This window comes from Parvibaculum lavamentivorans DS-1 (assembly GCF_000017565.1).
Taxonomy (GTDB): Bacteria; Pseudomonadota; Alphaproteobacteria; order Parvibaculales; family Parvibaculaceae; genus Parvibaculum; species Parvibaculum lavamentivorans.
Genome location: NC_009719.1, coordinates 1,788,105 through 1,804,587, shown reverse-complemented (window position 1 = coordinate 1,804,587; position 16,483 = coordinate 1,788,105). Strand labels below are relative to the sequence as shown.

The 16,483-nt window shown below is 63.1% G+C and carries 16 protein-coding genes; 5 read left to right on the top strand and 11 right to left on the bottom strand.

Annotated features, from left to right (window positions below; all coding sequences use genetic code 11):
* Nucleotides 1-13: 13 nt before the first annotated feature.
* Nucleotides 14-1,684 carry an FAD-binding oxidoreductase gene (locus PLAV_RS08450; protein ID WP_012110579.1) on the top strand — a complete coding sequence of 557 codons (1,671 nt, stop codon included), beginning with the start codon at nt 14-16 and terminating at the stop codon, nt 1,682-1,684.
* 4 nt (nt 1,685-1,688) lie between these two features.
* Here the strand turns inward: PLAV_RS08450 and PLAV_RS08445 are convergent, their stop codons facing one another.
* A complete protein-coding gene (locus PLAV_RS08445; protein WP_012110578.1) occupies nt 1,689-3,341 on the bottom strand; it encodes a SulP family inorganic anion transporter in 1,653 nt (550 codons plus the stop codon).
* A gap of 59 nt (nt 3,342-3,400) precedes the next feature.
* The gene (locus tag PLAV_RS08440; protein ID WP_012110577.1) at nt 3,401-4,987 is read right to left on the bottom strand and encodes an AMP-binding protein; all 1,587 of its coding nucleotides are present in this window, start codon (nt 4,985-4,987) and stop codon (nt 3,401-3,403) included.
* A 123-nt stretch (nt 4,988-5,110) separates the two neighbouring features.
* Between PLAV_RS08440 and PLAV_RS08435 the strand changes: the two genes are divergently transcribed.
* On the top strand, nt 5,111-5,890 hold the full coding sequence (locus PLAV_RS08435) for a TIGR01458 family HAD-type hydrolase (protein ID WP_012110576.1): 780 nt from the start codon (nt 5,111-5,113) through the stop codon (nt 5,888-5,890).
* Here the strand turns inward: PLAV_RS08435 and PLAV_RS08430 are convergent.
* The 6 genes from PLAV_RS08430 to PLAV_RS08405 form a co-directional block, all read right to left on the bottom strand.
* Nucleotides 5,887-6,828 carry an alpha/beta hydrolase gene (locus PLAV_RS08430; RefSeq protein WP_012110575.1) on the bottom strand — a complete coding sequence of 314 codons (942 nt, stop codon included), beginning with the start codon at nt 6,826-6,828 and terminating at the stop codon, nt 5,887-5,889. The genes PLAV_RS08435 and PLAV_RS08430 overlap by 4 nt on opposite strands.
* An 85-nt stretch (nt 6,829-6,913) precedes the next feature.
* Nucleotides 6,914-7,120, bottom strand: coding sequence for a hypothetical protein (locus PLAV_RS08425; protein WP_012110574.1), 207 nt, complete (start codon nt 7,118-7,120; stop codon nt 6,914-6,916).
* Nucleotides 7,121-7,303: 183 nt separating this feature from the next.
* Nucleotides 7,304-8,032 carry an SDR family NAD(P)-dependent oxidoreductase gene (locus tag PLAV_RS08420; protein WP_012110573.1) on the bottom strand — a complete coding sequence of 243 codons (729 nt, stop codon included), beginning with the start codon at nt 8,030-8,032 and terminating at the stop codon, nt 7,304-7,306.
* Nucleotides 8,033-8,103: 71 nt separating this feature from the next.
* Nucleotides 8,104-8,652 carry a DUF924 family protein gene (locus tag PLAV_RS08415; RefSeq protein ID WP_012110572.1) on the bottom strand — a complete coding sequence of 183 codons (549 nt, stop codon included), beginning with the start codon at nt 8,650-8,652 and terminating at the stop codon, nt 8,104-8,106.
* Between the two features lie 2 nt (nt 8,653-8,654).
* Nucleotides 8,655-10,511: an AMP-binding protein gene (locus tag PLAV_RS08410; protein WP_012110571.1), complete on the bottom strand. Its 1,857-nt coding sequence runs from the start codon at nt 10,509-10,511 to the stop codon at nt 8,655-8,657.
* A gap of 89 nt (nt 10,512-10,600) precedes the next feature.
* The gene (locus PLAV_RS08405; RefSeq protein WP_012110570.1) at nt 10,601-12,172 is read right to left on the bottom strand and encodes a fatty acid--CoA ligase; all 1,572 of its coding nucleotides are present in this window, start codon (nt 12,170-12,172) and stop codon (nt 10,601-10,603) included.
* Nucleotides 12,173-12,393: 221 nt separating this feature from the next.
* Between PLAV_RS08405 and PLAV_RS08400 the strand changes: the two genes are divergently transcribed.
* The 3 genes from PLAV_RS08400 to PLAV_RS08390 are packed head-to-tail and all read left to right on the top strand — an operon-like array spanning nt 12,394 to nt 14,348.
* Nucleotides 12,394-12,945 carry a carboxymuconolactone decarboxylase family protein gene (locus PLAV_RS08400; RefSeq protein ID WP_012110569.1) on the top strand — a complete coding sequence of 184 codons (552 nt, stop codon included), beginning with the start codon at nt 12,394-12,396 and terminating at the stop codon, nt 12,943-12,945.
* Nucleotides 12,946-12,948: 3 nt separating this feature from the next.
* On the top strand, nt 12,949-13,512 hold the full coding sequence (locus PLAV_RS08395) for a carboxymuconolactone decarboxylase family protein (protein WP_012110568.1): 564 nt from the start codon (nt 12,949-12,951) through the stop codon (nt 13,510-13,512).
* Entirely contained in the window at nt 13,509-14,348 is an 840-nt protein-coding gene (locus PLAV_RS08390) for an SDR family NAD(P)-dependent oxidoreductase (protein ID WP_012110567.1), read from the top strand. The genes PLAV_RS08395 and PLAV_RS08390 overlap by 4 nt, the downstream gene beginning before the upstream one ends.
* 3 nt (nt 14,349-14,351) lie before the next feature.
* Here PLAV_RS08390 and PLAV_RS08385 read toward each other — a convergent pair whose 3' ends face one another.
* From PLAV_RS08385 to PLAV_RS08375, 3 genes are read right to left on the bottom strand one after another with little or no spacing between them, the layout of a single operon-like run.
* Nucleotides 14,352-15,488 carry a sulfotransferase family protein gene (locus PLAV_RS08385; RefSeq protein WP_012110566.1) on the bottom strand — a complete coding sequence of 379 codons (1,137 nt, stop codon included), beginning with the start codon at nt 15,486-15,488 and terminating at the stop codon, nt 14,352-14,354.
* Entirely contained in the window at nt 15,485-16,189 is a 705-nt protein-coding gene (locus PLAV_RS08380; protein ID WP_012110565.1) for a hypothetical protein, read from the bottom strand. Before PLAV_RS08380 ends, PLAV_RS08385 begins: the two co-directional genes overlap by 4 nt.
* A gap of 15 nt (nt 16,190-16,204) precedes the next feature.
* Complete coding sequence (locus PLAV_RS08375) at nt 16,205-16,480, bottom strand: hypothetical protein (protein WP_143710189.1); 276 nt, start codon at nt 16,478-16,480, stop codon at nt 16,205-16,207.
* Between the last annotated feature and the right edge of the window lie 3 nt (nt 16,481-16,483).

The following is a 16,483-nucleotide window of genomic DNA, read 5'->3' as shown; positions in this document are numbered from 1 at the left end:
GGGAGAAACGACCATGACGATCGACCGCACCACATTGCGCTGGAACGGCTGGGGCCCGGTGCGGCAGGAAAATCCGCTGCCGGGCGATGCACCGCAATGGCACTGGATCGAGGAAACGCTGGGTCTGTCGCGCCTGCCCTCGACGCCCGCCGTCGCGCTCCACGACATCCGCCTGCCGCATACGCGGCTGAGCAACGGAACGCTCGGCAAGCTGCGCGAGATCGTCGGCGAGAACCAGCTCCGCACCGATGATTACGAACGCGCTTTCCATGCGCGCGGCAAGAGCTATCACGACCTGCTTTATGTGCGGGCGGGCAATCTCGACATGGCGCCGGACGCCGTTGTCTATCCGCGCAGCGCCGACGAAGTGCTTGCCGTGGTGAAGCTCTGCGCCGAGGAAGACATCTCGCTCATTCCCTATGGCGGTGGCTCCTCCGTGGTCGGCGGCGTCAACGCCATGTCGAAATCGCTCGGCGGCGCGGTCATTACCCTCGACACAACGCTGATGACGCGCATCGTGCAGATCGACAAGGTGTCGATGACGGCGCGCATCGAAGCAGGCATTTATGGGCCCGCGCTGGAAGAGCAGTTGCAGAGCCATGGCGTGACGCTCGGCCATTATCCGCAGAGCTTCCAGTATTCGACACTGGGCGGCTGGATCGCCGCGCGCGGCGCAGGCCAGCAGTCGAACCGCTACGGCAAGGCGGAGAAGTGGCTCGTCTCGGCGAAGCTCGCAACGCCGAAAGGCTTCTGGACGACGGAAGCGACGCCCGCTTCCGCCGCCGGACCGAACCTCAACCAGCTCGTGGCGGGCTCGGAAGGCACGCTCGGCGTCATCTGCGAGGCGGTGGTGAAGATCCACGACCTGCCGGAGCGGAAGGATTATCGCGGCTATCTCTTCAAGAATTTCCAGGCGGGCGTCGACGCGGCGCGGCGCATCAACCATGCGGAAATTCCCGTGGCGATGGTGCGTCTCTCCGATGCGCCGGAGACCTATTTCTTCCAGACCTTCTCCGCAACGAACACCGGCGGGCTGAAAGCGAAGCTGCAACGCGCCTATCTGAAAATGAAGGGCTTCGACAACGCGCCCTGCCTGATGCTGATCGGCCATGAGGGCGACAAGGACACGGTGGTCTGGGCGCAGGAGCAGACGGAGGAAATCTGCAAGCGGCTGGGCGCGCTGGCGCTCGGCACGGGCCCCGGCAAACGCTGGTATCACGGCCGCTTCAACTCGCCCGCCGTGCGCGACCCGATGATGGACCGGGGGCTCGGCATCGACACGCTCGAAACCTCGACCCGCTGGTCGAACATCGCGAACCTGCATGAGAAGGTCATCGCGGCCATCGACACCGCCATGTCGGCCAATATGCCGGAGCAGAATGCGCGCGGCATCGTCATGGCGCATGTGAGCCATTCCTATCCCGACGGCGCGAGCCTCTATTTCACCTTCATCTTTCCGCGCCAGCTCGACCGCGAAGTGACGCAGTGGCAGGCGCTGAAACGCGCGGCATCGGATGCGATCCTGATGAATGGCGGCACGATCAGCCATCACCACGGCGTCGGCACCGACCACACGCCCTGGCTCGGCGAAGAGAAAGGGCCGATCGGCATGTCGATCCTGAAAGCAACCAAGCGCGAGATCGACCCGAAGGGTGTGATGAACCCGGGGAAGCTGCTGGGGTAGCCCCCTACCCCTCCGTCACCATCTTCTTCGACATTTCGATGGCGCTCGCGAAGTCCGTTGCGCGGGTGACGCGGGCGAGTACGCCCATGTCGGCCAGCACGCGGGCGGGCTGCGGCTGGAGGGCGGTGACGATGACTTTCGTGCCATTGCGCTCGCAGCGGTCGATCATGGTCTGGAGCGCGGTGACGCCGGTGGCGTCGATGATGGGCACGGCGCGCATCCGGACGATGAGAACTTTCGGCGTGGCGCCGATGCGGTCCAGCGTCTCGCCGAGACGCATGGCGACGCCGAAGAAGAAGGGGCCGCGAATGAGGCTGGCGGCAACGCCCTCCGGCAATTCATATTCCTGCATGGGCACGAAATCGCGAGGGCTGCTGTCGCTCACATCCTCGTCGATCAGATGAAGATGCGACTGCACTTCGACCGCTTCCGACATGCGGTGCATGAAAAGGAAGGCGGCGAGGACCACGCCGACCTCGATGGCGACGGTGAGATCGACCAGCACGGTGAGCGCGAAGGTGATGAGAAGCACGGCGCGGTCGCCGGCCGGCGCCTTCATCATGTGGCGGAACTTGTCGATCTCGCTCATGTTCCACGCAACCACGAGCAGCACGGCGGCAAGAGCGGCGAGCGGAATATAGGTCGCAAGCGGCCAGGCAAAGAGCATGAAGCCCAGGATGAAGACGGCATGGAGCATGCCGGCGATGGGACCGCGCGCGCCGGCGCGGATATTCGTCGCGGTGCGCGCGATGGCGCCGGTGACGGGAAGACCGCCGACGGCGGCGGAGGCGCAATTGGCAATTCCCTGCGCGACCAGCTCGCCGTTCGAGCGGTGGCGGCGGCCGGTCATGCTGTCGGCAACCATGGCGGAGAGAAGCGACTCGACGCCTGCGAGGAAGGCGATGGTAAAGGCGCTCGGGAAAAGCACGATGAGACGCTGCATCGTGAATTCCGGGAGGGCGGGAGCCGCGAAGGTGGGCTCGAGCCCCGCAAAGCGCGTGCCGATCGTGTCGGTCGGAAGCTGGAAGAGCCAGACAAGCGCGGCGGCGAGCACGACGGCGATGAGAAAGCCCGGCCAGTTGGGCCGGTGGCCGCGCAGAAAGACGATGAGGCCGAGCGAGCCGAGCGCGACCGCGACCGTTTGCGGCGTGATGCCGGGAAGCGCCGCGCCGAGCGCCATCACCTTCTCGATGAATTCCGCCGGCTCGCTTGTCATGGAGAGGCCGAGGAAATCCTTGATCTGGCTCGTCGCGATGATGACGGCTATGCCCGCCGTGAAACCGGTAACGACGGGCTCCGGGATATATTTGATGTAGGTGCCGACGCGCAGAAGCCCGGCGCCGATGAGCATGATGCCCGCCATGGCGCTGGCGATGACGAGGCCGTCATAGCCATGGACCGCGATGACATTGAAGACGACGACGACAAAGGCGCCTGTCGGCCCGCCGATCTGGAAACGGCTGCCGCCAAAAGCGGAAATGAGAAAACCGGCGACGACCGCCGTGATGAGCCCCTTGTCCGGCGTGGTGCCGCTGGCGATGGCGAGCGCCATGGAAAGCGGCAGGGCGACAATGGCGACGGTGAGGCCGGCGATGAAATCGGCGCGGAAATCCCCGAAGCGATAGCCTTCGCGGAGCACGGTGACGAGCTTCGGCACGAAGAGGCCGGATGGTGAGTTCTTGTCGCTTGCGGCCAGTTGCTTGCCCCCCGCTCCGATCAGCCGTTCTCGACGATACGCCTGAGTTCAGCCTTGGCGATCTTTTCGAGCGTCGAGCGCGGCAGCGCATCGACAATCCGAATCTCGCGCGGACGCTTGAAATCCGCAAGGCCCTTGGCGCAGGCTGCGTCGATCTGCGCAGCAAGGTCTTTCGGCGCCGACGCCTCGCCGCCCGGCACCAGAACGAAGAGAACCGGCACTTCGTCCAGCATCGGGTCGCTTTTCGCCACCACCGCGCATTCCTGGATGCCCGGCACGGTCATCACGACGCGCTCTATTTCGGAGGCCGCGACATTTTCGCCGCCGACCTTCAGCATGTCCTTGTCGCGGTCGGCAAAGGAGATGAAGCCGTCTTCGCCGAGCGTCACGCGGTCGCCGGTGATGAAATAGCCTTGCTCATCGAAGCTCTTCGAGGTCGCTTCGGGATTGTTCAGATATTCAAGGAAGAGCGAGAGGCCCGGATATCCGCGCACGAGAAGATTGCCCGTCTCGCCCGGCGCAACAGAAGCGCCATTGTCGTCGAGGATCGCAATTTCATAAGCCGGAGAGGGCTTGCCGATCGACATGGGCCGGTTCGGCAGGTGAATGTCGCCGACGATGCCATGCGTGATCGTTTCCGTCATGCCCCACCAGCCGATGGTCTTGACGCCGAAATGTGCGTCCGTCGGCGGCGCGGAAATGCCGTTGCCCCAATAGCGGTAGCTGTGCGACTTCGGCTTTTCCTGGCTCATCAGCGCGCGGACGCAGAAGGGCACCATGGAGGTCCAGGTGCAGCCATGCTTCGCCGAGATATTCCAGAAGCGCGAAGCGGAGAAACGCGGCTGCAGCACCACGGTGGCGCCCACCCAGAGCGCGGCCAGCACCGAATAGGACTGCGCGTTGGTGTGGAAGAGCGGCAGATAGGTGAGATGCACGTCGGAGGCGCGAAGGTCTTCATGCATGGCGCAGAGCTTCGCACCCCAGAGCGCGTTCGCATGCGTCCAGACGACACCCTTGGGCCGCGAGGTGGTGCCGGAGGTGTATTGCACACCGACGGCGAGCATGGGATCGGGCGCGCGGAGCGGCACATCCGCCGCGTCGCCGTAAAGCGCGGAGAAGCTTTCGGACTTCGCCGGGCGGTTCGTCTCTTTCGGCGCGGCGCCATTATCCGTCTCGGTGACGGCGAGCCATTTGATCTTCCTGCAGGAGGCGGCGACGAGCGAGGCGAAAGCCGGCTGCGTGATCGCGCCCACGACTTCGGCATGGTCGCTGAAGTAGATCAGGTCATCCTCGACGGAGCGTGCATTGGTGGTGACGGCGACGGCACCGAGATGGGCGCAGGCATACCAGGCGATGAGGCTTTCGGGGCAATTGTCGAGATGGATGAGAACACGCTCGCCCGTCTTCACGCCGCGCTTCTTCAGCCCCGCCGCAACTTGGGCCACCTCATGCGCGAAGGCACGGTAGCTCCACGTCTTCGCGGCACCCTCGAACGGCTCCCAGATCAGGAACGGATGCTCTGGCCGCGCCGCGACATGGACGGCCAGCAAATGCGGCACATCGAAATTCGAGAATGGATGAACGAGCGGCGAGCGGAGCGCAGGCATGTTTCTCTCCCCATGTTGTTCCAAGTCCTATAGCGCATGCTTGTGCGCGGTTCCATTCCCGCTCTAGAGTTTTGACCGGGCGTATAAATCCGGGAGGGGACGCGAGCAAAAGCGAGGTCCCACATGACGCCGAAAACAAGGCCGCTTGAGGAAATCCGGGGATTGCTGCTCGATGTGGGCGGCGTTCTCTATCAAGGCAGCGAGGCGCTGCCCGGCGCCGTCGAAGCCGTTCGCCACCTGCGCGAGCGGCAGATGCCGTTCCGGCTGCTGACCAACACGACGCGGACGACAAGGGCCGGACTGACGAAACGGCTGGCGGAGATGGGTTTCGATGTCGGCGAAAACGACATCGTGACGCCGGCGAGCATTGCAGCCTCCGTGCTTGAGCGGGACGGCGCAAGCGCACATCTCCTCGTTCATCCAGACCTTCTGCCCGACTGTCCGCCGGAAGCAACAGCGCCGAACGCCGTGCTGATGGGCGATGCGGGCGAGTATTTCACCTTCGAGCGGCTGAACCGCGCTTTCCGCATATTGGTGGATGGCGGCCGGCTTTATGCGCTCGGCAAGAACCGTTTCTTTCGCGGCGAAGACGGTTTCGAACTGGATGCCGGGCCTTTCGTTGCCGCGCTCGAATATGCAGCGGAGGTGGAAGCAGAGCTGATCGGCAAACCCGCCCGCGATTTTTTCACGACGGCGGCAGCGGAATTGGACCTGGCGCCGGAAGAGGTGGCAATGGTGGGAGACGATCTCGAAAGCGACATTGAGGGCGCACTCGCCGCCGGGTTGCAGGCGGTGCTGGTCAGGACCGGCAAATATCGCGACGGAGACGGTTCAAAAGCAAAGAGAGGCGGCGCACATGTCGCCGCCTCCCTGGCCGAATTCGTGGATGAATTGTTGGCCTAGGCCAGTGCTTCCTTCAGCGCCTTGGCTGCTGCCTTTACCGCGTCGCGCGATACATCGAGCGCGCCCTGCAGGTTGAAGAAGCCGTGAATCATGCCTTCGTAATTGACATACTCGACCTCGACACCGGCTTTCTTGAGCGCCTCGGCATAGGCCTTGCCCTCATCGCGGAGCACATCGAAACCGGCAGTGACGACATAGGCCGGCGGCAGACCGGTAAGCGTCGGCGCGCGAAGCGGCGCGGCGAAGGGATTGGCGGGGTCCTCGCCGGCGTTGACGACATAGTGGTTCCAGAACCAGTCCATGCCTTCGGCTTCAAGAAAATAGCCTTCGGCGAAATCCTTGTAGGACTGTGTGCCGCGCGGCGCATCCGTGACCGGATAGATGAGAAGCTGGAAGGCGATCTCCGGGCTCTTCTCCGCCTTGGCGCGGAGGCAGACGGCGGCCGCGAGATTGCCACCCGCGCTGTCGCCCGCGACCGCGATGCGGTTCGGGTCGATGCCGATTTCGGATGAGTTGCTCTCGACCCATTTGACGGCGGCGAACGCATCATCGAAGGCGGCCGGAAACGGCGCTTCGGGCGCAAGCCTGTAGTGAACCGCAATGACCTTGCAGCCGGCTTCGTTGGCCAGCGTGCGGCAGAGCGCGTCATGCGTATCGAGATCGCCGATGACCCAGCCGCCGCCATGATAATAGACGAGCGCCGGGCCGGTGCCGCCTGCGGCGACGGGCGTATAGATGCGAACGGGAATGTCGCCCGCCGGGCCCGGGATCGTGCGGTCCTCGGTCTTGCCGATGGCGACGCCCTGAAGGTCGAGCATGCCGGCCATGGCGCGGTACATCTCGCGCCCCGCGGCCGGCGGCAGATCGATCAGGCGCGGCGCGTCCGGATCGGCGGAAAGCTGGTCGAGCAGCGCTTTCGCTTGTGGATCGAGTGACATGTCGGAAAGGCCCTCCCCGGCTCTTTTATTTCCTGGAGGACCCTTTTAGCCGCCGGGCGCTATCCGCGCCAAGCGGCAAGTTCGGCTAGTGGAGAACCTCGCCTTCGCGGCTGCGGCGCCCTTCCACCATGTCCAGAACGACACAACGCAGCGTCCGCCACGCGTCGGCGCGCATGTTCTCGCCGATCTGCTCAAGCTCGGTGACGGCGGTATCGGCGTAATAGAGCGCCTTGCGCCCATGCGTATCGACCATATAGGCGGCAAGCAGGTTGATTTCGTGGTCGGTAATCATCGGCATCTCCGGGTGAGCTTTTATGTCCGCACAACCGGTTGCAACCGCCGGACCACAAAGGCCAGCCGGATATTGCTCTTTCAAATCAACAGTTTAATGAAGGCCTCCAGTTCCGGCCCGCAGCACTGGCGGCAAGGTTTACCGGACCGGAAACGCACCGGCGGCGAAATTTGCCGCCCTTCCCTACCAGGGCTCGGCATGGGTGCGGATATCGACCTCGAAGCTCCAGGCCGAGCGCTTCTGGCGGTGGAGCTGGATATAGACATCGGCGATGCCGTCGAGATCGATGAGCCGGCCCTCCTGTTCCCGCTGGGCGGCATATTGCGGCACCATCGTATGAAGCTTCTCGCCCGAGATGCCGCCATCTATGACGACATGGCCGACATGGAGGCCGAGGGGGCCGAATTCCTTGGCAGCACTCTGGGCGAAGGTGCGAAGCCCGCCCTTGGCGGCGGAGAAGGCGGCAAAGCCTTCCTTGCCCCGCATGCTGGAGGAAGCGCCCGTGAAGAGGAGCGTACCCTCGCCGCGCGGCGCCATGTGGTCCGACGCCTCACGCGCGAAGAGGAAGGCGCCATAGGTGCAGACGCGCCAGCTGCGTTCGAAATACTCGGCCGTCATGCCGGAAATCTTGCCGGGGGTGTTGTTGCCCGCATTGTAGATGGCCAGCGCGACGGGGCCCGTCTCCTCCGCGCAGTTCCAGAGGTCGATCACCTGCGCTTCGTCCGTGACGTCGCAGATGATGGCAGTGGCCGCGCCGCCTTCCGCCCGTATCGCCTCGGCGACCGCTTCCAGCTTTTCAAGCGTGCGGCCCGCCACAAAAACGTGAAGCCCCTCGCCCGCCGCCCTGTGAGAGAGCACCGCGCCAAGCCCCTTGTGCGGGCCAACCCCCGCCACGATTGCCGTTGCCGCCATAGTGAAAGCCTTCCGCTGGTTGAGCTGGAAGATATATGGTCAGTTCAGAAAGAGAACCAAGGGCAAAAACATCAGCCGGCGAAGCCGCCTTCATCGAGGAAGGATTGCTCCTCAGGCGTCGTGACCCGGCCGAGCACGGCGTTGCGGTGGGGGAAGCGGCCGAAGCGATGGATGATGTCGCGATGCTCGACGGCAAACTTCATCGTCTCGGGATCGTCGAGACGTTCGGCGAAATAGACGAGGCCGCGCTCCTGCGCCGCGAGATCTTCGGCATGCATGTAGGGCATGTAGAACCATTTGCGCACGGTGACCGGCGTTTCGACATCGAAACGGCGGCGTACCGCTTCATCGGCGAGCGAAAGCGCCTTCGGGTCCTGCAGGAAGGCGCGGTGATCCCCGCGGTAGAGATTGCGGGAGAACTGGTCGAGCAGAATGATGAGCGCAAGCGCCCCTTGCGCATTGCCCATCCAGTCATCGAAACGCCCTTCGGCGGCGGCGCGATGCGCCTCGCCGAAGCGGCGCTTGATATCGGCATCGAAGGCATCGCTCTTCTTGAACCACTTTTCCGGCCCCGCGCCGAACCAGAAATCGAGAACATCGCGAGGCCGAACGCTCTCCATCGTCACACCACGATCACATCGGCGGCGGCAGGCTCTTCATAAAGCCGCTCGACCAGATGCGCGCGGCGCGACGCTGTTGCCGCCTGGTTCACATAGCCCTTGTCGGTGATTTCATGACCGTCGATGGAAGGCGGTTCCAGCATGAGATGAATGCGCGCAATGCGGGTCGAAGAGCCGCCGCCAGCCTTGTTGTGACGGGAAAGCGCCTCGCGGAGATAAGTGGCGACCTTGGGATGCGTGACGACTTCTTCCGGTGCCGCATCATCGGCGAACCCCGCTATCTTGCGGGCGGCGGCGATATTCGGCCAGGCGAGAAGCGCGATATAGGCCCGGTCCAGACCGCAGACGACGGCGTCCTGGACGAGCGGCGAGCAGGCGGCGACGACGTCGGCCCGCAGCGTACCAGTCGACACCCAGGTGCCCGACGAGAGCTTGAAGTCTTCCGTCACGCGCCCGTCGAAAACGAGGCCGAGTTCTGGCTTCTGTTCGTCGAGGAATTTCGCGGCATCGCCGAGACTGTAGAACCCTTCCTCATCGAAAACTTCCGCCGTCTTTTTCGGATCGTTGAGATAGCCGGGCGTTACGGTGCCACCCTTGACGCGCACTTCCATCTTCGCGCCGTTCGGCACGAGCTTCAGCGTGATGCCGGGGACGGGAAGGCCGACAAGACCGACGCGCTCCGTCACCCAATGGACAACGGTGATGCCCTGCGTCTCCGTCGCGCCATACATGGTGGTGAGTGGAATGCGATGGCCGGTCTCTGCGACGGCAAGCGCCTGCATCCGGTCATAGATGTCGCTCGACAGCGTTGCGCCGCCATAGCCCATATATTCGAGATTGCGAAAGAAGTTGGCGCGGAGTTCCGGGTCACGCTCCATCGCATCGGCGAGCATCGCGAAAGCAATGGGCGCGGAGCCGAAGACGCGAGGAGAAACGTCGCGCAGGTTCTTGATCGTCTGCTCGAACATGCCGGGGACGGGCTTACCCGCATCGAGATAGACCGTGCCCCCGGCGTTCATATTGCCGTTGAAGCCGATATTGCCGGCGGAGATGTGGTTCCACGGCATCCATTCGAGGCTTTGCGGGATCTCGTCCGGATCGGGCTCTTCGCTCCGGAGCGCCTCGGCGGCGGCAAGCTGCGTCATCATCATGCGATGCGTCTGGAGGACGCCTTTCGGCATGCCGGTGGAACCGGAGGTGAAAAGATATTTCGCCACCGTGTCATGGCCGATGCGGTCCATCGAGGCGCGAACATCGGCACTGACGGGCGTGGCAACGAGATCGGCATAGGAGGTCGCGCCTTCGATGCTGCCGGTGCAGGTGACGATTTCGGCACCTTCGCCGACGGCGGCGAGCGCACGGGCAAAGAGATCGCCATGATCGGCAAAGATCATCCGCGGGCGCGCGAGCGACACGACATGACGGAGCTTGGAAAAATCCGAGCTCATCAGCGAATAGGGAACACTGATGGGCGCAACGGGCACGCCCGCCTTCATCGCGCCGAGTGCCATGACGGCATGAGCGAGCGAATTGCCCGACAGGATCATCAGCGGCGTATCGGCATCGAGCCCGCGCGCCAGCAGCCCGGTCGCAACGGCATCTGCTTTCGCATTCGCTTCGCCGTAAGTGATGAAGCCCCACGCACCATCCGCGCCGCGCTCACCGATGAATTTACGCTCGGGATGCATGCCCGCGCGCTCTTCCAGAATATGCACGACGCTGCGCTTCATCTCGGGCAGCGGATGATCCGAGGAGATATAAACCGTACCGTCCGTCTCGCGCCGCACGGTTATTTTCGGCGGCTTCTGTTTCAGCGGCTTGAAAGGCGCGGGCGCGCGCGTGTCTTCTGCAAGGCTCATGGGACGTCCTCCGGTTGCGATATGGCGGCGGGCCGCGCGTTCATGGCGCGCGGCCCTTGTTTTTCAATTTTGCCGGCCAGTGGCGCAGGTCAGTTGACCATGCGCGCGCGGCCTTCCCAGAACGGTGCGCGCAGCTCGCGCCGGAGAATCTTTCCCGACGGATTGCGCGGCAGCGCCTGGATGAAATCGACCGATTTCGGCACCTTGTAGCTGGCGATACGCGTCTTCGCGAAGGCGATGATCTCTTCCGGTGTGGCTTGCTCGCCAGGCTTCAGAACGACGATGGCCTTTACCGCTTCGCCCCACTTCTCGTCCGGCACGCCGATGACGGCGGCATCGGCAATGGCGGCATGGCCGAAAAGCGCATTCTCGACTTCGGCGGGATAGATGTTTTCACCGCCCGACACGATCATGTCCTTCACCCGGTCATGGATGAAGAGATAGCCGTCATTGTCGAAGAAGCCGGCGTCGCCCGTATAGAACCAGCCGTCGCGGATCGCATCCTTCGTTGCGTCGGCGCGGTTCCAGTAGCCCTTCATGATCGAAGCACCGCGAATGACGATTTCGCCGACCTCGCCGGTCGGCACATCGGCGCCCTTGTCGTCCACCACGCGCACTTCCATGCCGGGATTGGGGATGCCGCAGGAGCGGAGCTTGCCCTTGGCGGGATCATGCGCCTCCGGCGGCAGGTTGGTCGCGCCGCCCGCCGTTTCGGTGAGGCCGTAGACTTGCACGAAGTCGGCGCCCTTGAACGTATCCTGCGCCCGGCGCAGCACGTCTTCGGCAATCGGCGAAGCGCCGTAGAGGATCTGGCGGATCGACGAAACGTCCGTCGTCGCCATGTTGGGCTGCTGCAGGAGGAAGAGAATGACGGCAGGCACCATGAAGGCGATGTTGATCTTCTCGCTCTCGATGAGCTTCAGGATCGCCTGCGGATCGACATCCTTCAAAATGATGTTCTTGCAGCCGTGGATATTGCCGATGAGGCCGATATTGACGCCCGCGACATGGAACAGCGGCATGCAGACCAGCGCAACTTCGCCCTCGCCCCAATTTGCCCAGCCGGCCTCGCCGCCCTGGGCGAAGATCGACATGTAATTGGCATTTGTAAGCTGCACGCCTTTCGGATGGCCGGTGGTACCGCTCGTATAGAGCTGGATCACGTCATCGTCGGGATCGGCGGGCAGCATCGGATCTTCGGATTTCGCGGCATCGCGCCAATCGTCGAAGGAGGTCCAGTCGTTGCGGCCGCCATCAAGCGCGATCACCTTGCGCACCGTCGGACACTCCGGCAGCACCTTTTCCACGATGTCGTAGAATTCAGCGCCGACGAACAGGATTTCGGTACGGCTGTCATTCAGCACATAGGCAACCTCCGGCGGCGCGAGACGCCAGTTGACGCCCACGACGACGGCCTTCGCCTTGAAGGCGCCATAGAGCATTTCGAAATAGCGGTCGGACCCCTTGCCCATGAAACCGATGCGGGCATCGGGCTTGCAGCCATCCGCGATCAGCGCCTGCGCGACCTGGCTGGCGCGGCGGTCCAGCTCGCCATAGCTCGTTTCCCGCCCCTCGAAGACCTGCGCGATGGCATCCGGCGCGCCCGAGCCCCATACCCGCGTGATGTCGGCTACCGAGCGAACCTGTGCGATATCCACCATTTTCCGTTTCCTCCCGTTGCGCCCGGCTGTCCCCGCGCCGGCTCTCATTGGGGCCGAGTTTAGCCAGCCCTGCGGGCGGGGCAAGCAAAGCCGGGCGCGCCCACGCTTTGTTGATCGCCGGCCCGATTATCCCGCGACCGCTTCCTTGCGCTGGACGCAGCGTCCGCGCCGGTTAGACTGCCTGCAACCAGAAACGCCAGCCAGCGAAGGAACCGACAGAGATGGCCCGCATCCCCTATTTCGATACCGCCAAGGCAACAGGCCGCGCCAAGGACGTCTATGAAAAGCTGCCGAACCTCAACATCTTCCGGATGCTCGGTCATTCGGGCGACATGATCGACGGCTTCATCAAACTCGGAAACGCGATCCTGATTCACAGCGAACTCGATCCCGTTCTCCGGGAAATCGCCATCGTGCGCGTAGGGGTGCTGAAGGGTGCCTCTTACGAGGTCTACCAACATGAGGCGATCTCGCGGAAGCTCGGCATGTCCGAGGAGCTCATCAAGGCGATCCATGAGGGCCCGGACGCGAAGATTTTCGATGAGACGCAACGGGAGGTGATGCGCTTCACCGATGACGTGGTGAAAAACACCCGCGCCTCCGATGCGACCTTCAACCCGCTCGCGGAAAAGCTCGGCTACAAGCAGCTTCAGGAACTCGTCATCACCATCGGTTTTTACACGACCGCCTGCTATTTCCTCGAAACCTTCGACGTCGATATCGAGGAGGCGGGACATAAGTCGGGTGTGAAACTGCCCGGCATGCAGGACTGAGCGATGGCGCGGATTCCCTATCCCGATCCGGCCGGCCTGCCGCCGGAGAACCGGGCGCTGCGCGAAACGCTGCCGCCGCTGAATATCTTCAGGATGCTCTCCGGCGCGGGCACATCCTTTCCGGCCTTCATGCGGCTCATCAACGCTTATCTGAACGATGGCGTACTCGATCCGGAATTGCGCGAGCTGGTGATCCTGCGCGTCGGCCACCTCTGCGGCTCTCGCTACGAGGTGCACCAGCACAAGCGTGTGTCGCGCATGCTGGGTATGAGCGCAGAGCGGATCGAGGCGGCGGCAGGCAGCCTGCCCTCGCCTTACCTGAGCGGCAGCGAAAACGCCGTTCTTGCCTTCACCGATAACCAGGTGGCGCAGGTAAAGGCCGATGACGCTCTTTTTGTCACCGCGCATGAACATCTCGGCGATGCCGGCATGCAGGAACTCGTTATCGTGATCGGCATCTATCTTCTCGTCTGCCGCTACCTCGAAACTTTCGAGATCGAAATCGAGGACGAGGACATTCCGACCAGCGGGCTCGATGAAATAAGAAGGAGCATGGAAAAGCCATGACCGCGAAAGAGGGCTATGTCAGGCCCCTTCCAGCTGAATCGGAAGGCCGGGCGCCGGGCCGGGGACGGCTTCAGGGCCGCAGTATTCTCGTGGTAGGCGGCGGACAGCGCGTCCTCGATGCCGCGACCGACCCCGTGGGCAATGGCCGCGCCATGTCGCTTCTCTTCGCGCGCGAAGGCGCGGAAGTCGCCGTGGCCGACATAAACCTTCCCTCGGCCGAAGAAACCGTTGCACAGATCGTGGGGGAAGGCGGCAAGGGCCACGCGATAAAGGCCGACATATCGAAGCCTGACGACATCACCGCGATGCTTCAGGAAGCCGAAAAGGTGCTCGGCAAGATCGACGGGCTGGTGCTGAATGTTGGCATCGGCGCCGGCGGGCTCGGCCTTGAAGGCGCGACGCCCGAAGATTGGGACAAGGTTCTCGCCATCAATCTGCGTGGTCCGATGCTCTGCTGCAAGGCGGCGCTGCCGAAGCTTGCGGACGGCTCGCCCGTGGTTTTCATTTCATCGATCGCCGGGCTGATCGCCGGTTCGCGCCTGCCTGCCTATGACGCATCCAAGGCAGCCCTTGGCGGCCTGATGCGCCATGTGGCGCTTGAAGGCTCAAAGCGCGGCATTCGCGCCAACATCGTCGCGCCCGGCCTCGTGGACACGCCGCTCGGGCGCGTCGCGACGCAGGGCCGCCCCTCGCGCGGGCGCACGCCTGTGCCTTTCGGCCGGCAGGCTACCGGCTGGGAGATAGCCTATGCGGCGCTTTTCCTTGTCTCGGACGAAAGTGTCTATGTGACGGCCCAGACGCTCGCGGTCGATAGCGGGCTTACCGGCATTTCCTGATCGTCAGGATGCGGCCTTGTAGCCGAAATAGTGCGCGACATTCGCCGTGCGACCTCGAATCGCATGGAGTTCTTCCGGGCTGAACTCGGGCCGGTAATATTCCGGCGGATGGAGCCGCAACCGGGCCCGTTCGACAATGTCCGGTGAGGCGTCGAGCCTGCAGTGCTCGATGATCTGCTGCATGACGAGGTCCGGCTTTTCGCAAAGATCTTCGTAGCGAACGACAAGTGCCGCCTCGGCAAGCGCCGGATTGGCCTCGAAACGCTCCGCGAGATAGCCGTAAACTTCCGCCCATTGCAGCGCCCAGCCTTCGGCCTCCTTGCCTTCAGCCCAAAGGCCGGCAATTTCCGCCGCGGCGCTTTCATTACCGCAATTGATCGGCATCCGGTCCAGACCGAACTCGAAGTGCCCCGCCCGCGCCAGGTGCGCACGCGCTTCCGGATGATTGACCTCTCCCTGAACGAACAGCTTGTGCTGCTTCATCAAGGACGCGATATGCCAGATCGGTCCGCGCACCGGAACGACGAAGCGCGCATCCGGAAACATCTTCAGCAGGTATTCGAGCCGCGTCGTATTGTAATTTGCCTTGGCGAGATAGCGCTGACCGTCGCGCACGAAGAGCAGCTTCCGAATATGAGCACGAAGAAACTCTTCAAATTCCGGATGTCCGTCATCACCTGAAAAAGTCTCGTCCCAGACGCGCTTGTGCAGATGCGGAAAGAAATTCATCCAGATCGGCTCTTCGAATGCCTCGGGACTTTCCGAGGTGACATAGATGCCGTCCTTGTGGGCTCGCTCCGCCGGCTTGTCGTCCTTGAAGGGCATATAGTCGACCAGCTTGTTCCAGAGGATCGGCGTGAAGAGCGGCGGGAAATCGCGGTAACGCTGCGTCGCCACCTGCGGGTGTTCCGCAAGCAGCTCCAGCAACACGGTGCTGCCGCTCCGCGCGAGACCGCTGACCCAGACCGGCGACGTGACCGGAATATCGTCGAACCGGTCCTCGAACAGTTTCGTCTCGAATTTCGCAAGCGACTGCATCAGCTTTGGCCGCTCGAAAAGAAGCCGGCCCACTACATCCATCCACGGGCTGACCATGAATTTGTCGGTCGGCGACGGAGCGGAAGAGAATTCCATGGTCATGCTATTTTCCCCACTTTCTTGATGATGAGCGAGAAGGCGATAACGAAGGTGAAGAAGAGAACCTCCCATCCCCGGAACCATGAAGGACCGAAGGAGAAGACCTCTACCTTCGGCATGGAAAGCTCGACGCTCTCGACAGGGCCGTCATCCGGCAGATAGCCGGAGGGGTTGCCGATCAGCACGTTCCACCATCGATATTTCTCGACAACGGGCGTTGGGCGCGGCAGCGCTAAATCCGAGACGATGTCGCCTTCCGAGGAGCGAACAATGACGCGCCGTTCAACCATCGCAGCTTCGAAGCCGTTTGGCCGCGCTTCTGCCGAAACATCTTCGCCTTCGGCCGGAAAGCGATATCCGTAGTCGTTGGAAATCCAGACGATAAGGGCGAGGACAGGAAGCGAAGCCGCCAGCGCCGGGGGCAAGGCAAGCCATAGCCTCTTGCCGGCGGTGCGAAAGACGCGCGAGATGAGGGGCGAGGCCCCGTCGAACTCTCCATCATAGGCATTGAGCTCCTGCCGGGCGGCAAGCGCTTCAGCTTCCGTAGCGACGAGCTTTTTTTGCGGCGACAAGATCTTGTAGAGCCACATGGACAAAGCCGAAGCGACGAGCGCCCAAAGAACAAGGCGAATTGCCACCGGCAGCGGCGCGAGCGGCATGTCCAGCAATCGAAACAGCGGCGTAGGCAGATCGAAGAAGCCCATGGCCCTAGACCGGCCCTAACGGGCCCGCGACGACCCTGCCGTGTCGCGCGGGTGAACGCGGTCCTCGACAGGTGCGCGACCAGACGTCTGCGCCAGCTGCTGGCGGCGGCGCATCATGCGGCGTATTGGCCAGCCTATGACGAAAGCGGCCGCGGCACCCACTGCCAGCAAGACACCAATCAACGCACCGATGACGCTGAGACCGGCGCCAGGTCCGACATAGGCAAGAGCCGGGCTGGCGACACTCATGGTGAAAATCGCAACGAAAGCAAAAGTCGTTTTACTGCCCATCAC

Coding starts and splice junctions, on each gene's coding strand:
- PLAV_RS08450 (WP_012110579.1), top strand. CDS start 14: ATGACGATCGACCGCACCACATTGCGCTGGAACGGCTGGGGCCCGGTG.
- PLAV_RS08440 (WP_012110577.1), bottom strand. CDS start 4,987: ATGCCTGCGCTCCGCTCGCCGCTCGTTCATCCATTCTCGAATTTCGAT.
- PLAV_RS08435 (WP_012110576.1), top strand. CDS start 5,111: ATGACGCCGAAAACAAGGCCGCTTGAGGAAATCCGGGGATTGCTGCTC.
- PLAV_RS08430 (WP_012110575.1), bottom strand. CDS start 6,828: ATGTCACTCGATCCACAAGCGAAAGCGCTGCTCGACCAGCTTTCCGCC.
- PLAV_RS08425 (WP_012110574.1), bottom strand. CDS start 7,120: ATGATTACCGACCACGAAATCAACCTGCTTGCCGCCTATATGGTCGAT.
- PLAV_RS08420 (WP_012110573.1), bottom strand. CDS start 8,032: ATGGCGGCAACGGCAATCGTGGCGGGGGTTGGCCCGCACAAGGGGCTT.
- PLAV_RS08415 (WP_012110572.1), bottom strand. CDS start 8,652: ATGGAGAGCGTTCGGCCTCGCGATGTTCTCGATTTCTGGTTCGGCGCG.
- PLAV_RS08410 (WP_012110571.1), bottom strand. CDS start 10,511: ATGAGCCTTGCAGAAGACACGCGCGCGCCCGCGCCTTTCAAGCCGCTG.
- PLAV_RS08405 (WP_012110570.1), bottom strand. CDS start 12,172: ATGGTGGATATCGCACAGGTTCGCTCGGTAGCCGACATCACGCGGGTA.
- PLAV_RS08400 (WP_012110569.1), top strand. CDS start 12,394: ATGGCCCGCATCCCCTATTTCGATACCGCCAAGGCAACAGGCCGCGCC.
- PLAV_RS08395 (WP_012110568.1), top strand. CDS start 12,949: ATGGCGCGGATTCCCTATCCCGATCCGGCCGGCCTGCCGCCGGAGAAC.
- PLAV_RS08390 (WP_012110567.1), top strand. CDS start 13,509: ATGACCGCGAAAGAGGGCTATGTCAGGCCCCTTCCAGCTGAATCGGAA.
- PLAV_RS08385 (WP_012110566.1), bottom strand. CDS start 15,488: ATGACCATGGAATTCTCTTCCGCTCCGTCGCCGACCGACAAATTCATG.
- PLAV_RS08380 (WP_012110565.1), bottom strand. CDS start 16,189: ATGGGCTTCTTCGATCTGCCTACGCCGCTGTTTCGATTGCTGGACATG.
- PLAV_RS08375 (WP_143710189.1), bottom strand. CDS start 16,480: ATGGGCAGTAAAACGACTTTTGCTTTCGTTGCGATTTTCACCATGAGT.